At 36.7% G+C, this 13,950-nt stretch carries 13 protein-coding genes and 1 other annotated feature; of the genes, 2 read left to right on the top strand and 11 right to left on the bottom strand.

The features are described 5' to 3' along the window. Position 1: 1 nt before the first annotated feature. The gene (locus tag HNQ98_RS04295) at positions 2 to 880 is read right to left on the bottom strand and encodes a homoserine O-acetyltransferase/O-succinyltransferase family protein (RefSeq protein WP_014973801.1); all 879 of its coding nucleotides are present in this window, start codon (positions 878 to 880) and stop codon (positions 2 to 4) included. A gap of 78 nt (positions 881 to 958) precedes the next feature. Continuing rightward, positions 959 to 1,257: a binding site (T-box leader), on the bottom strand. Positions 1,258 to 1,444: 187 nt separating this feature from the next. On the opposite strand from HNQ98_RS04295, the gene HNQ98_RS04300 reads away from it, so the two are divergent. Further along, positions 1,445 to 1,771, top strand: coding sequence for a thioredoxin family protein (locus HNQ98_RS04300; protein ID WP_014973800.1), 327 nt, complete (start codon positions 1,445 to 1,447; stop codon positions 1,769 to 1,771). 169 nt (positions 1,772 to 1,940) lie between these two features. Further along, positions 1,941 to 2,939, top strand: a complete 999-nt coding sequence (locus tag HNQ98_RS04305) for an AI-2E family transporter (protein ID WP_014973799.1) — start codon at positions 1,941 to 1,943, stop codon at positions 2,937 to 2,939. A gap of 81 nt (positions 2,940 to 3,020) precedes the next feature. On the opposite strand, the gene HNQ98_RS04310 is transcribed toward HNQ98_RS04305, so the two are convergent. The 10 genes from HNQ98_RS04310 to HNQ98_RS04355 form a co-directional block, all read right to left on the bottom strand. Continuing rightward, positions 3,021 to 3,887 carry a S1C family serine protease gene (locus HNQ98_RS04310; protein WP_014973798.1) on the bottom strand — a complete coding sequence of 289 codons (867 nt, stop codon included), beginning with the start codon at positions 3,885 to 3,887 and terminating at the stop codon, positions 3,021 to 3,023. Between the two features lie 55 nt (positions 3,888 to 3,942). Then, positions 3,943 to 5,226 carry a sensor histidine kinase gene (locus HNQ98_RS04315; RefSeq protein ID WP_014973797.1) on the bottom strand — a complete coding sequence of 428 codons (1,284 nt, stop codon included), beginning with the start codon at positions 5,224 to 5,226 and terminating at the stop codon, positions 3,943 to 3,945. Beyond that, positions 5,219 to 5,908, bottom strand: coding sequence for a response regulator transcription factor (locus tag HNQ98_RS04320; RefSeq protein WP_014973796.1), 690 nt, complete (start codon positions 5,906 to 5,908; stop codon positions 5,219 to 5,221). Before HNQ98_RS04320 ends, HNQ98_RS04315 begins: the two co-directional genes overlap by 8 nt. Before the next feature lie 244 nt (positions 5,909 to 6,152). Continuing rightward, entirely contained in the window at positions 6,153 to 7,178 is a 1,026-nt protein-coding gene (locus tag HNQ98_RS04325; RefSeq protein WP_014973795.1) for a HoxN/HupN/NixA family nickel/cobalt transporter, read from the bottom strand. A 291-nt stretch (positions 7,179 to 7,469) separates the two neighbouring features. Next, a complete protein-coding gene (locus tag HNQ98_RS04330; protein ID WP_041773140.1) occupies positions 7,470 to 8,258 on the bottom strand; it encodes an L-threonylcarbamoyladenylate synthase in 789 nt (262 codons plus the stop codon). Positions 8,259 to 8,275: 17 nt separating this feature from the next. Further along, a complete protein-coding gene (locus HNQ98_RS04335; protein WP_014973793.1) occupies positions 8,276 to 9,562 on the bottom strand; it encodes an MFS transporter in 1,287 nt (428 codons plus the stop codon). Positions 9,563 to 9,572: 10 nt separating this feature from the next. Further along, positions 9,573 to 10,157 carry a 3-isopropylmalate dehydratase small subunit gene (gene leuD / locus HNQ98_RS04340; RefSeq protein WP_014973792.1) on the bottom strand — a complete coding sequence of 195 codons (585 nt, stop codon included), beginning with the start codon at positions 10,155 to 10,157 and terminating at the stop codon, positions 9,573 to 9,575. A gap of 9 nt (positions 10,158 to 10,166) precedes the next feature. Beyond that, positions 10,167 to 11,543: a 3-isopropylmalate dehydratase large subunit gene (leuC, locus tag HNQ98_RS04345; protein WP_014973791.1), complete on the bottom strand. Its 1,377-nt coding sequence runs from the start codon at positions 11,541 to 11,543 to the stop codon at positions 10,167 to 10,169. Beyond that, complete coding sequence (gene leuB, locus HNQ98_RS04350; RefSeq protein WP_014973790.1) at positions 11,540 to 12,613, bottom strand: 3-isopropylmalate dehydrogenase; 1,074 nt, start codon at positions 12,611 to 12,613, stop codon at positions 11,540 to 11,542. The genes leuC and leuB overlap by 4 nt, the downstream gene beginning before the upstream one ends. Next, positions 12,610 to 13,779 carry a 2-isopropylmalate synthase gene (locus HNQ98_RS04355; protein ID WP_014973789.1) on the bottom strand — a complete coding sequence of 390 codons (1,170 nt, stop codon included), beginning with the start codon at positions 13,777 to 13,779 and terminating at the stop codon, positions 12,610 to 12,612. Before HNQ98_RS04355 ends, leuB begins: the two co-directional genes overlap by 4 nt. Between the last annotated feature and the right edge of the window lie 171 nt (positions 13,780 to 13,950).

Genomic DNA, 13,950 nt, shown 5'->3' on the forward strand with positions numbered 1-13,950 from the left:
CTTAATTCAATGCGGGTATGAGATTAATTACTGATGAATTTTTCGTGCTGGCTAGTAACATTTTGCCCCAATTCACAAAAAATTTATCCGCATCAGCCGCCCAATTATTTCTCGGCTGACCATCGATCAAGTAATTCTCTGGTTCTCTTGTCACGATACCTTTTGCTAAATCACGTTGATACTCTTCCGCTAATGTTTCAGTATCATATTCCAAATGACCGGTCACATAGGTTGAGTGCAGCAGTTCATCTCGCAAGACAAATGCACCTAACTTGTTATCCCCTGCCACTTTTAAGCGACGTGGTAACCCTTGATTTGGAATAGTAAAGTAGCGCGAATGTGGCATCGTGATATGATTTAAGCCAGTTGTTAAAGTACTACGCCTATTCAAAATATCATTTGTACGGTACACACCTGAAATTTTGGAAGTGATATGGCGTACTGGAAAATTTCTTTCCGCATAACCCGCACCGTACACTGCCCAACAAGCAAATAGGCTCTCTTTAACATGAGTTTTTCGCCAAGCCAGTAATCGTTTAAATTCTTGCCAATAATCAATTTTTTCAAATTTGGTTCGATCAACCGGTGCCCCAGTGACAATTAAGCCATCAAAATGTCTATCCCAAATATCTGCCAACGTCACGTAATTTTGAACAATTTGCTCAGTTTCATGTTTAATCTGATGTGTAGCTGGCACAGCAAAGGTAAGACGTACATTAACAGATAATTTCATTAATAAGCCTATAAACTGCTTTTCAGTTTGTAACCTATTTGGCATTAAATTAACTATTAAAATATTTAATGTTGGTTGCAATAATTGATATTCTCCAAACATAAAGGCATCACGTTTTAATAGACCATTTTGTAATATAACACTCATAGTTTCCACCCTTTCTTCATAAAATAAACTCACACACACCACTTTTTAAACAAAAAAATCCCGCAGTCTATCTAAAGACTGCGGGACGCTAAGTAACGTGTTACCACCCGGTGTTCGTGTAGGGCTAATGTCCTACACCTCAAAACGTACGCCTCATAGTAATCGTCGAGAAGATCTGTAACTACTACTAGGTTATACGTTGTGCGTTAACGAGCACCACCGAATTCAACTTACCGCGCGATACATATGAGTACCCGCTTGCTCGTATCCTTGAAAACTCCAAGACCATTTTCCATCATGCCATCTTACCCGCTCACACCAAACACAGGCTCTCTTGTTAAGACTTTATCATGTACTTATCTTTTCAATGTTTATGTTGTAATTACTATAACTATTATTTCCATCAATGTCAACATTATTTTCAAATTTTATTTTTACTATTCTCATAATATCCTTTAATAATCGTAAAAATTACTTACTCCTTGTAATTAATCAAAACAAAATTCAAACTGGATTTTATAATATATGCTATAATTCAATCATTAATTTGAATGAGGTAAACCCATGTATCAATCAAAACAAAATACTGATGCTAGTATCGAAAAAGTTATTCAATCGGCTGGCCGACATGTTCTCTTCTTGTCAGCCGATTGGTGCGGTGACTGCCGTGCGATTAAACCTTTTGTCCAAAATATCAAAGACACCATCACTCAAACAGCTGGTTGGGTAGACGCTGATCGTGATGCAAACATTGACATAGCAACTAAATACAATATGCGTGGTATCCCATCATTTGTTTTGTTCCAAGATGGTCAAGAAGTATCGAGAATTGGTCACGGTGAACGTATATCACCACAACAAATACTTGACTGGTATCAAAATACTTTGTAAAAATTAAAATGGCAACCAAATATGGTTGTCATTTTTTGATTCTATTGCACTGGTTTTATAATATTACTGGCATTAAATATATTCAACTGGATTATTTAACTAACAGTGCTTAGCGTTTAACCAAATTATAGTATACAATAATAAAAGCAAGATAATTGGGAGGAATTATATGAATTTATTATCTTCATTGAAGCAAAAAGTGTTATATCGTTATTTTGTCTTAATAGTTATTGTTTTACTTATTTTTTGTTTAAAACAATTCATGCCGCTTTTACTGTTAACGATTATTTTCTCATACTTAGCTCTACAAGCAGCCAAACATCTTGAGCGCCTACTAAAGTTATCGCGTTCATTATCGATTGCACTCGTTTATATGCTATTTATCGTAGTCGTTATTTTAGCTGCTAAACATGGGGCAACGACTGTCATTAATCAAATAGACAGTATGATTAAATTAGTCACACATTTGGATTGGCAATCCACAGGCTTATTACAAGACGTCTATAAAAATATCCAACCATACACTGACTCACTTAATACACATCAATTAATCTCGCAAGGCTTTTCTCAACTCAATCAAGTTGGGCATGTTCTATATGAACTGATTTTAGCATTATTATTTAGTTTTATATTTAGCATGACCTATCCTCAATTAAGGATATGGGCTAAAAACTTTTTAAATAGTCCTTTTAAAAAGTTTTTTGGTGAATTTTACATCATCATACACCGTTTTATCTTAATATTAGGTCAATTATTCCAAGTACAATTACTGATTTGTGTGATCAATACACTAATCATGGTTGTTGTACTGACTTTTCTCCAATTTCCGTATTTACTCGGTTTCACCATTTTAATTTTTATTTTAGGATTAATTCCTGTTTTCGGAGTAATAATCTCACTGATACCATTAACCATCACGGCATTTATGATTGGTAATTGGCATACTGTTATTACCATTTTAGTCACAGTCCTCTTAGTTCACTTGTTCGAATCATATTTTTTACATCCACACTTTATGTCCAACAAAACACATATGCCAATTCTAGTCATTTTATTAAACTTAATCATCATGGAGAAATTATTTGGCGTATGGGGCTTAATTGTTGGTCTACCTATTTTAACGTTTTTACTAGATTTCTTTCACATTCAAAAATTCAACCGAAAATAATACAATAACAATAGTTAAATTTGCTATAACATAAAAAGCCAAGCACTCATTTTGAGATTCTTGGCTTTTTATCGTTTATTATTACTTTTCAGTTTTATCAATAAATGCTTGAACAATATCTGCTGGAATAGCAAATCCCATGCCTTCCACGCTTGTACCATCCGTTGATGCAGCTATTTTTGATGAATTGATTCCCACTACTTGACCAGATAGATTAACTAACGGACCACCAGAGTTACCAGGATTAATGGCAGCATCAGTCTGAATTGCGGTTGCAGTGGCTGCCCCTGTCTCTTCAGCGGTTAGTGTCCGGCGTGCAGCTGAAACGATGCCGCTTGTCATCGATGTCGCATAATCAGAGCCTAAAGGTGACCCGATAGCCAAAACCTGTTGCCCAGATTGTAACTGTTTCACTGAACCAAATGTCGCTGCCGTCTTAATCACATCTGTTTGCGCTTTGATTAAAGCCAGATCTTTTTGCGGATCTGTCCCCACAATCGTCGCTTTCACCTTTTTGCCACTCGCCGTAATTAATTGCAAAGCGTCAGAATCGGCAACAACGTGATTGTTTGTAATAATGTAAGCATAGCCATCTTTTATTTTATAAACAACACCAGAACCCTCAGATGCGGTTTGTAATTCCGAGGAGTTACTATTATTTTGAGAATCTGAACCGAACATAGTTGACCATGCATCTCTTTGTTGGCCGGATGATTTTTGTAAGTTTTGTACAGTCAGCACAGCATTTTTAACTTTATTATACGCTGTTGTAGACGTGTCATTACTCGTATAAGCCGTTTTTGCAATTGTAGCTTGACCAGATAAATTCGATGTTTTTGTAATAGCAGTTGGTTTTTGAAACCACGAATTGTCTTGCGTTCCGGAATAAACCACGCCACCACCAACCAGTGCTGAAATAACAGCTACTGTTATAAGAGAGTGTTTCATATCATTGGCCTCCTAGTCCTTAATTGTAGTATATCTAAGCAAAATTTACTGAATATTAAAGTGGCAGCGTTACCTTAAAGATTGTTCCCTTTGGCTTATTATCTAACACAATAATTTTACCATTATGCGCATGTACAACCCATTCTGCAATGGAAAGGCCCAATCCTGTACCACCAGTTTCACGGTTGCCAGTCTTATCTTCTCGATAAAAGCGATCAAACACATGCTTTTTAGCTTCTTCACTGATACCGCGACCTGTATCTGCAACAGTAAGGACAAGTTTCTTTTTCTCGATAGTAGCTGAAATGGCTACCACGGCGTCTTCGTCCGAATATTTCATCGCATTATCAATCAGCAAAACCATCAGTTGGTGTATACGTTTACGATCAATAAAGACTTGTTGATCAACTTCCACTGATAATAAAACTTTTTTTGCTTCAAATTCTGCCATTTCTTGATAAGGTGAAACAATTTCTGACAAAAAATCAGAAATATTAGTCCCTTCCTTTTCTAATCGCGTCATGTTGGAACCAGATTTAGCTAAAGTTAACATATTATTGGTTAATGATGTCAACCGCCGTATTTCTGACAAAGATAAAATAATAGCATTCGATTGCTCACGCACTGTTGAATCTGGTTTCATGAGCATATTCTCTAGTTTACCTTGTATAACTGCCATGGGCGTTCGTAACTCATGAGCAGCATTATTCACAAAGTCTTGCTGTTGCTGCCATGCTTTTAAAATCGGTTTCATATTCATGATACTAATCCAATAGGAAATCATGATAGCGAGTAAACCAAATATACCAATCGACCACAAAAGTACCCTTTTAAAGTGATTTAAATTATTAATTGTTTCTGATACATTGACAGTAATCAAGCCATATTTGACTGGCTGACCATTGTTATTGGTCGCATTATCAATGAATTTGACCCCAACGATACGATAATAATTTCCATCCATCAATATCATCTTAATCTTAGGAGACATGAGTTCTTTACGATATTTAAATTGTCTACGATACATATCTTGCATCGACTCAGGCAACCGCGTATCAATGAGCAGTTTTTTCTGGCTATTATATGTCCAAACGTCGGCACGTGTATTTGTTTGTAACATCAAAGGTGTATTTTTATTTGTAGCAGATGAATGTTCCAATGCACCAGCAAGATCAAATTGTTTAATTTGTTGCTTAATGGCATTATCAGAATTTTGAAACACTGTTCTAATATAAGATAAATAAATGACACTGCCCAAAACAGAAAATATAATAAAAAAACTCGCAATTAATAACAGAAAACCGCGAATTTGTTGTTGTTTATTAATGACTTTAGGCATTGTCTACCTCTAAAATAAAGCCAATATTACGCAACGTTTTAATCAAATGATTTTGTCCGACCGCTTCTAACTTACGTCGCAAATTGTTCAAATAAATATTTACCACATTGATTGTTGTATCAGAATCAATCCCCCATACACGATCAAATATTTGATCACGTGTGACAATAATATTTTTGTTTTGTGCCAAATAAGTTAAAATATCAAATTCTTTTCCGACTAACTTAACCGTCTGCCCATGAACTTGAACACCACGATTTTCTAAATTAATCAACACATCACCAACGACAATCATATTATCTTCTGAATAAACACCTGTACGACGTAGTAAAGCTTTAACTCGGACTAATAATTCTTCACGGTGAAAAGGCTTCGTTAGGTAGTCATCGGCCCCCACATTGAAGCCTTCAATTTTATCATCCAATGAGCTTTTGGCTGTCAAAATCAAAATAGGTGTCTCGATACCCTTTTCCCTCAAATGCTTAATAATTTCCAAACCATTTTCACCTGGCAACATTAAATCAGAAATAATTAAATCATATGGTGATTCTTGTCCCTCAAACTCACCATCCAAGCCATTTGTGACCACATTAACATCTACAAAATCCTGTAAGAACCCAACAATATTATCAGCTAAGTTCACATCATCTTCGATTAATAAAATTTTAATTGCTTTTGCCATTTTCATATCTCCATTATACCGTGCTATTAACTATATTGTAATAAAAAATGATTAACAGGAAATTAAATAAGATCAGATGACACACTAAACAAATGATAGTAGTAGTTTAAAAAATAATTACTACCTATCTCCTTAAACAAAAGACGCTGTATTCTAATGTTAATAAATAACAATAAAAAAACAGCAGAGGACTGCCGCTTTTTTAGATTGACGTTAATATCAATATCAATTAAGTATTAATCGTTTAGCCTGCTACTTCTTTTTCTGACAAATTAAAGATGTGCCACAATGACAATGCGATTGCCCAAGTTACAGCAAATATACCGACCAACACCAATCCCAATTGATTGAAATCTAAGCCCTGTGCCCAAGCTGTCAAGCCATTATTCCAGTTAAACATCACACTGAATGATTGAATAAAATCAACAAAACTAATAAATCCGGCAGCCATAATAGAAATTCCTGTCAAAATCATATTATAGTAAACCTTACGGTATGAAGATGATACTATCCAAGTATATGTCGTACTCATAAAGAAGCCATCAACGGTATCCATTAAGCACATACCAGCAGTAAACAGCAATGGGAAAGATAAGGTCGTATACCAAGGAATTCCAGCATTAGCTGCTGTTGCTGACGTAGCCAAAACCGCAATTTGTGTCGCCGTATCAAACCCTAAACCAAACAAAAAGCCAACAATAGCAACTTGCCAATTATGTTTGATCATTTTCAATAACTTTAAAAACAATTTATATATTTTTGATTCATTAACAAAATCATTATCTGGTGTTTGTCGTCCATTTCCTTGCATATGTTTAAAATTCAACCAAATGCTACGCATGATGAAGCTATTAACAATAGTCAACATCAACAACATCACTGCCGCAATCATGGTACCAAAAATCCCACCAATTTGTTCAAAGATTGGCATTGAATCTTTAGCCCATTCAACAAACAAAACTGTCACTAAAGCCATTAATACAACAACCATTGAATGTCCAAATGAAAAACTAAAGCCGACACCACGTGTATTTTTACCATCATTTAACATCTTACGTGTCATATTATCAATAGCCGCAATATGATCGACGTCAAAGGCATGTCTCAAACCAAAAGTAAAGGATAAATAGGCCATGCCAATCATCTCTGGATATTTTGAGGCACCAGACATCAATAGTAATGTGCCACCCACAAAAATTAAAATAATGAAACTACCATAGCGAATAACATCTGTACTAAATTTTGTTCTTTTTGCCGTATTCAACATCATATATTTTCCTCTTTCTGCTAATAGAATGATCTCATCATAGTTTCAAATCACAATTTTTGTAAAATAAAACACACGTTAACCTTTGGTAGTTAACGTGTGTTTTATCAACATACTCTCTACCTACTACACCTTTTATCATAGATGTTTAGTAGAGATCGCCTTAAATAGCCCACTAAACATTAGTTAAGTAGAATAAGTCGAATTATTTCTATTTTTGTCATCTGTTTGTTCATATAATACCACCATTTTGACGTTTTTAAAACATTTTTTAATCATTAATGCATTAAATTCTTAATAATAATAGCCATGACGGTAATCCCAAGTTGAGAAAATGTCACTCATAATCTTCATTATTTTATCAACATCCAACCCTTTACGAATAACAACTGGTGCTGGTTGAACACCTACTGCACCGTTTTGTTGTGGTACAAGTTGACCTGATTCATCCACCATTGACACCATCACACCTTGTTCGTAGCGTGTTTCAGCTGTCTTATCTGGTTGAATTGACGCAACATAATCATCTGCTTCAATAATTAGATCAGCGGCATCTTCAATTTGCTCACCAATACCAGTAACTAGCCCACGATTTCCCTTACCAGATGGGTTGGCTGAACTAGCAAAAGAAAACTTACCATATTCTTCCCACATGGTTTTAGCAATTTGTTCACTTGGCTTACCAAATTTAATAACAAAACAACTTGTTTCACGTTGATCCATCATTAAATCTTTTGTCCCGTCATTTGGAATTGCATTTTTGGCCTCTTCTTGCCAAGGTAAGATGCAACCTAAAAGGATGTCTTCATCCCAATGTTTCTGGTACATTGCTTCTATTTCTGGTGTCATTTGTGCCAATTGTTTAACTTGATCTAGTGAGCCACACAAAACAACACCTGGCTTGTTACGCTTACGATTTTTAGCAGCAAATTTACGTTCTAGTCCTTTATCATCAGAAGTCATGATAATATAACCAACTTTTGTTGGGCTAACAATCATGCCGCCATCTGCTTTTAGAATATCAATTGCCTCAGGCTGTGCGTTACCTTGCCAACGTACTGTCTTTGTGTCTACTTGTGTCATCTTAAAATACCATCCTTTTAATAAATTGCTTTTTGTTTTGTTTCTGGTCCGTATGCTGCTACTACAATTGCGGCAATCACGGCTATTGTTGCGATGAAATAAAAAATTAAACTAGCATTGAATGCCATCATGGCCCATGCGACGAAATATGGTGTTAATACGGTTAAAATTTTAGCGACACCATTGGCATAACCTGTACCTCGGAACCGATAGTACGTAGGAAATAGCTCTGACATATAAACGCCAACAACCGATGCCATCAAAGTATAAATCATCATAACCAATAAGAACCCAATAATTAGTATTGCGCCACTCGTTGTTTGCTTTGAATATAATAATCCAAATATGGCTGTCATTAGAAAAGCAGTTATAATCACTTTCTTACGACCAACAACGTCAACTAACAATGCCCCTATTAAAGCGCCAATTGGTGCCCCAGCTAACATGACTGATGAAAAAGTTAAAGAGTGTGCTACCGCAATACCTTGTTTCATGAGCAATGTTGGCATCCAAGAGGTAAATGTATATTGTACCAAATTAACTGCACTAACTGCTACTGTTGCTACCAATAAACCACGACCAATATGTGCTTTTACTTGTGACTGTGCAACTGGTTGTTCAACGTATTGCTGACTGCCACTAGTCTCTAAAGTTTTAATAATCTGTTCTGCTTCGTCGTAATGACCACGTGCAATTAACCATCTTGGTGATTCAGGAAAATGCCGACGAACAAACCATAAAATTAAAGCTAATCCGCCGATAATAATAAACATTGCTCGCCAAGAAAAATTCGGAATAATAACCGCAGCAACTAACAAAGTTAAGGGTGCAGATAAATTAGCGATAACTGAGACCGTACCACTCCACCGACCACGATGACGTATCGGTGCAAATTCATTAATTAATGAAAAACCGGTAACAATTTCAGCACCTAACCCAATGGCTGCCAGAAAGCGTAAGCCAATTAAGAACCAAATGTTAGGTGAAAAAGCTGCTATTAAAGTTATTGATCCAAATAGTAGTAAGTTCATTTGATATGCTTGTTTACGACCAAGAAAATCACCTACAAATCCTGAAAGGATTGATCCTATAAATAATCCCAAAAAACCTGCTGAAAGAAATATAGACCCTTGTGCTAGTGTCGCAAAATGTTGTGATACAACAGCACTGTTAACAGCACTGGCAAGGTAAACATCTGCACCATCTAAGATCATACCAGCTGCAATCATAGCAAAAATACCATAAAAGGTTTTTGTTTCACGTGTTGCATCCATACGTCGTTGTAAGTTTAATGAACGATCCATTTATTTTCTCCTAACCAAAATCCACCCGTTGCTGTTCATATTTGGAAATAAGTTTTTCAAATTTCATCGTGTTATCAATGTCATCTTCACCATTGATAAACTTTTCTTTCCACTGTGAATTAATTTCAAAATGATATGTATTATCGTTGTAAGTCACTGTTTGGGCTGGCAAATCAATACTGATTTGTTCATTTGACTTAACCTGTCGTAAAACTGACCGTTCTGATTCAGGTAATACGATAGGTAGCAGACCATTCTTTGTGGCATTCATATAAAAAATATCTGAAAAGCCACCCCCAATGACGGCTCGAAAACCATAATCTGTTAGTGCCCAGACTGCGTGTTCACGAGAAGATCCAGAACCAAAATCACTGCCTGTAATTAAAATTGAGACACCCTTGTGCTCTGGTTTATTCAACTCAAAGGATTCATTAATTGAGCCATCATCGTTGTAACGCCAGTCGTAGAATAGATCTTTACCAAATCCTGTTTTGAGAATATTTTTCAAGAATTGTTTGGGTAGGATAATATCTGTATTAATATTGTCATTTGGAATAACAACTGCTTTGCCTGTTTCTCTAATAAACGCTTCCATATTGCCCCCTTAAACAAAATCTTCTGAACTAATATCAACAAAATGTCCAGCAATACCTGCAGCTGCTACCATGGCTGGTGATGCTAGATGCGTCCTTGAGCCAGCGCCTTGTCGACCAATAAAGTTACGATTCGACGTTGAAGCTACATGCTTCCCAGCTGGGATTTTATCAGGATTCATAGCCAAACATGCTGAACAACCAGGTTCACGCCATTCACAACCGGCATCAATAAATATTTTTGCTAAACCATTTTTTATTGCCTGATTACGAATAGCACGACTACCTGGTACAATCCAAGCAGTGATATTTGGTGCCAAATGTTTACCCGCCATCATATTTGCAGCAATTTCTAAATCTTCATAACGACTATTTGTACATGATCCGATAAATATATAATCAAGCGGAATATCTTCTGGTTTCATACTAGGATGTAAGCCAATATAATCATATGCTTTTTGATCATTTTCATCTTGAATGCCCGGTAGGCGTTGTGCCATACTTAATGCCATCCCCGGATTTGTTCCCCATGTCACCATTGGCTTTAGCTCCGAGACATCAAATGTCATGCGCTCATCGAACTCTGATTCATCGTCTGTATAAAATTGTGACCAATAAGCCACCGCATCATCAAATCGCTTGGGTGCTTGTTCTCGTCCTTTTAAATAATCAAATGTCGTTTGATCAGGTCTTACCATACCAGTTTTTGAACCCGCTTCAATCGACATGTTGCACATCGTCATACGTGCTTCCATCGACAACTTTTCAACGACTTCACCATAAAATTCAATCGCATAACCAACACCAAACGACACACCATGCTTAGCGATAATACCCATAATAATGTCTTTAGCATAAATATTTTTTGGTAGCTGACCAGTAATTTTAATCCCCATTGTTTTAGGTTTCATTTGCCAAATACTTTGTGTTGCTAAAACGTGTTCAACTTCTGATGTACCAATACCAAAGGCAATTGCACCAAAAGCACCGTGTGTTGCCGTATGAGAATCACCACATACGATTATCTTAGCTGGTTGTGTTAATCCACGCTCTGGACCAACAACATGCACAATACCTTGCTTATCATCCCCAATTGCTGCTAATGGAATATCGAATTCTTTTGTGTTCTTTGCCAAGGTATCCATTTGTAACCGTGACATTTGGTCTTGAATATTAAAAATATCTTTAGTTGGCACATTGTGATCCATCGTTGCAAATGTTAAATCTGGTCGCCGTACACGACGATTCGTGCTACGTAACCCATCAAATGGTTGTGGCGATGTCACTTCATGAATCAGATGTAAATCAACATACAATAACTGAGGCTCTCCTATTTGACCGGCAATGACATGTGTATTCCAAATTTTATCAAATAATGTTTTACTCATGATATAGTCACCGTTTCGTCACTTTGTATGTGCATAATCATCTTCTGAGTAACTGCTTCTGTTGATAAGTCGCCACCCATATCTGGTGTGACATCGCCCTGATCAATAACCGCATCTACCGCCCGATAAATCTTTTCGGCAATGGCTTTTTCACCAAAACTCTCAGACAACATCATCGCTACTGTATTCACCATCGAAATCGGGTTGGCAATCCCTTTACCAGCAATATCTGGTGCTGAACCATGAATTGGCTCATATAAGTTAGGTCCCTCGCTACCAACCGACATTGATGGAATTTGTCCAATTGAACCAGTGATTTGTGCCGCTTCATCACTTAAAATATCGCCAAATAGGTTCGGTGTAATAATGACATCAAAAGCCGTTGGTTTAGACATAATTGCCATTGTCATTGCATCAACATAATAATAATCGACCATCACATCTGGATATTGTGGTGCAATCTCTTTTGCAATATTACGCCAAAATTTTGAAGTTGCTAATACGTTTGATTTATCAACAATCGTTACATGATGACGACGCTTTTGAGCCATTTTAAAACCTTCATGCATGATGCGTACAACTTCAGATTCGTTATAGTACATCGTGTCAATAGCTTGATGCGCTTGTAGTTCACGTGGTTTTCCAAAATAAGCACCCGATGTCAACTCACGTACAATCACAAAATCAGTCCCTGTGACATATGCCTTTTTTAGAGGTGAACGGTCGACTTGTCTATCTGTTATTTTGGTTGGTCGAATATTTGCAAAAAGATTCAACGCAGCACGAATTTCTAACAACCCTTGTTCTGGTCTTCTAGGTGCTTGATCCCACTTAGGACCGCCAATAGCACTCAGCAATATAGCATCTGCTTGTTTTGCTTGATCAATAGTTGACTGTGGTAATGGATCACCAGCACGGTCAATACCATCACCACCAAAAGGTAGATCAATCAATTCATATTTAAATTGTTGAGAATCTGTAGCTGCTTTTAGAACAGCCAGTCCAGCTGCCATAATTTCTGGCCCAATATAGTCTCCTTTTAGAACAGCTATTTTTTTGATATCGTTCATTGTGTCACCACCATTTTCTTTCCAGCTTGCACCATTGTGGCTTTCATATCAGCTTCGGTCATCATATTCGTATTTTCAGCCATAGATTTGAATATGGGGAAAATTTGTTTCATGTCATCACGAGTCACGTTATAACCCATATGATTCAACTTAGTCATAACTGCATGAGAACCAGATAATTTTCCCAAAGGCAATGACGATGACGCACCAACCATCTCTGGACGCAAAATTTCATAAGTTGCACGGTTTTTCAAGAAACCATCTTGGTGAATACCTGATTCGTGAGCAAAAGCATTACCGCCCATAATTGGCTTATTCACAGCGACAGGTATATCAGTTGCTGTAGCAACAAGCGTTGACAATTCCTTTGATTTTTCTAATATAACGTCTGTATCTTTATCGAACTTTTCATGACGCACGCGCATTGCTGCCGCGACTTCAATCATGTCAACATTTCCAGCGCGTTCACCAATACCATTGACAGTACTTTGAACCTGCATAGCACCGTGAGAAATACCTGCTAAAGTATTAGCCGTTGCCATGCCCAAATCATTGTGTGCATGTGTTGACCAAATAATATCATCAAATCCAATAATATTATTTTTCAAATTTTCAAAAATTGCACCATATTCATCAGGTGTTGCATAACCAACTGTATCTGGAATATTAATAATTGTTGCGCCAGCATCAATAGCTGCTTGTACTGAACGAACTAAGAAGTCAGGTTCAGTGCGCGTTGCATCTTCAGGTGAAAAAACAATGTCATTAATCTTTGATTTTGTATAAGTAATATCTTCTGTAATTTTCTTAATAATATCGTCTTTTGACATTTTCAACTTAAACTCACGATGTATTGGTGAGGTTGCAATAAAGACATGCGCCATAGGATGACGAGCTGATCGCGTAGCAGCAATAACAGCATCAATATCTGATCGTATCATACGTGCCAAACCAACAACTTGTGCATGTTCGACTACTTCAGCGATTTTTTGTACTTCTTGAAAGTCTTTATCCGAAGCAGCTGGAAAACCTGCTTCGATGGCTGCAACGCCGTATTCATCCAATGCGCGTGCGATTGCAATTTTTTCATCAATTGAGAAGTTCACACCAATTGTTTGTTCACCGTCACGCATTGTTGTATCATAAAAAGTTACTTGATTAGTCATAATTTCTCCTTAAAATAAAAATCCCGAACCAGTCACTAATGACTAGTCCGGGATTCACTCACATCCTTTATGCGCTAGCCATTAGATAATTACTCATCTAACAACCAGCTAAAAAGCTCAACTTGTTAGATGCTGTCTAAGCAAGTTGAGGAGAAGGGCTGTGTTATTAAT

Source organism: Leuconostoc carnosum (genome assembly GCF_014207505.1).
GTDB classification, from domain to species: Bacteria; Bacillota; Bacilli; order Lactobacillales; family Lactobacillaceae; genus Leuconostoc; species Leuconostoc carnosum.

Coding starts and splice junctions, on each gene's coding strand:
- HNQ98_RS04295 (WP_014973801.1), bottom strand. CDS start 880: ATGAGTGTTATATTACAAAATGGTCTATTAAAACGTGATGCCTTTATG.
- HNQ98_RS04300 (WP_014973800.1), top strand. CDS start 1,445: ATGTATCAATCAAAACAAAATACTGATGCTAGTATCGAAAAAGTTATT.
- HNQ98_RS04305 (WP_014973799.1), top strand. CDS start 1,941: ATGAATTTATTATCTTCATTGAAGCAAAAAGTGTTATATCGTTATTTT.
- HNQ98_RS04310 (WP_014973798.1), bottom strand. CDS start 3,887: ATGAAACACTCTCTTATAACAGTAGCTGTTATTTCAGCACTGGTTGGT.
- HNQ98_RS04315 (WP_014973797.1), bottom strand. CDS start 5,226: ATGCCTAAAGTCATTAATAAACAACAACAAATTCGCGGTTTTCTGTTA.
- HNQ98_RS04320 (WP_014973796.1), bottom strand. CDS start 5,908: ATGGCAAAAGCAATTAAAATTTTATTAATCGAAGATGATGTGAACTTA.
- HNQ98_RS04325 (WP_014973795.1), bottom strand. CDS start 7,178: ATGATGTTGAATACGGCAAAAAGAACAAAATTTAGTACAGATGTTATT.
- HNQ98_RS04330 (WP_041773140.1), bottom strand. CDS start 8,258: ATGACACAAGTAGACACAAAGACAGTACGTTGGCAAGGTAACGCACAG.
- HNQ98_RS04335 (WP_014973793.1), bottom strand. CDS start 9,562: ATGGATCGTTCATTAAACTTACAACGACGTATGGATGCAACACGTGAA.
- leuD (WP_014973792.1), bottom strand. CDS start 10,157: ATGGAAGCGTTTATTAGAGAAACAGGCAAAGCAGTTGTTATTCCAAAT.
- leuC (WP_014973791.1), bottom strand. CDS start 11,543: ATGAGTAAAACATTATTTGATAAAATTTGGAATACACATGTCATTGCC.
- leuB (WP_014973790.1), bottom strand. CDS start 12,613: ATGAACGATATCAAAAAAATAGCTGTTCTAAAAGGAGACTATATTGGG.
- HNQ98_RS04355 (WP_014973789.1), bottom strand. CDS start 13,779: ATGACTAATCAAGTAACTTTTTATGATACAACAATGCGTGACGGTGAA.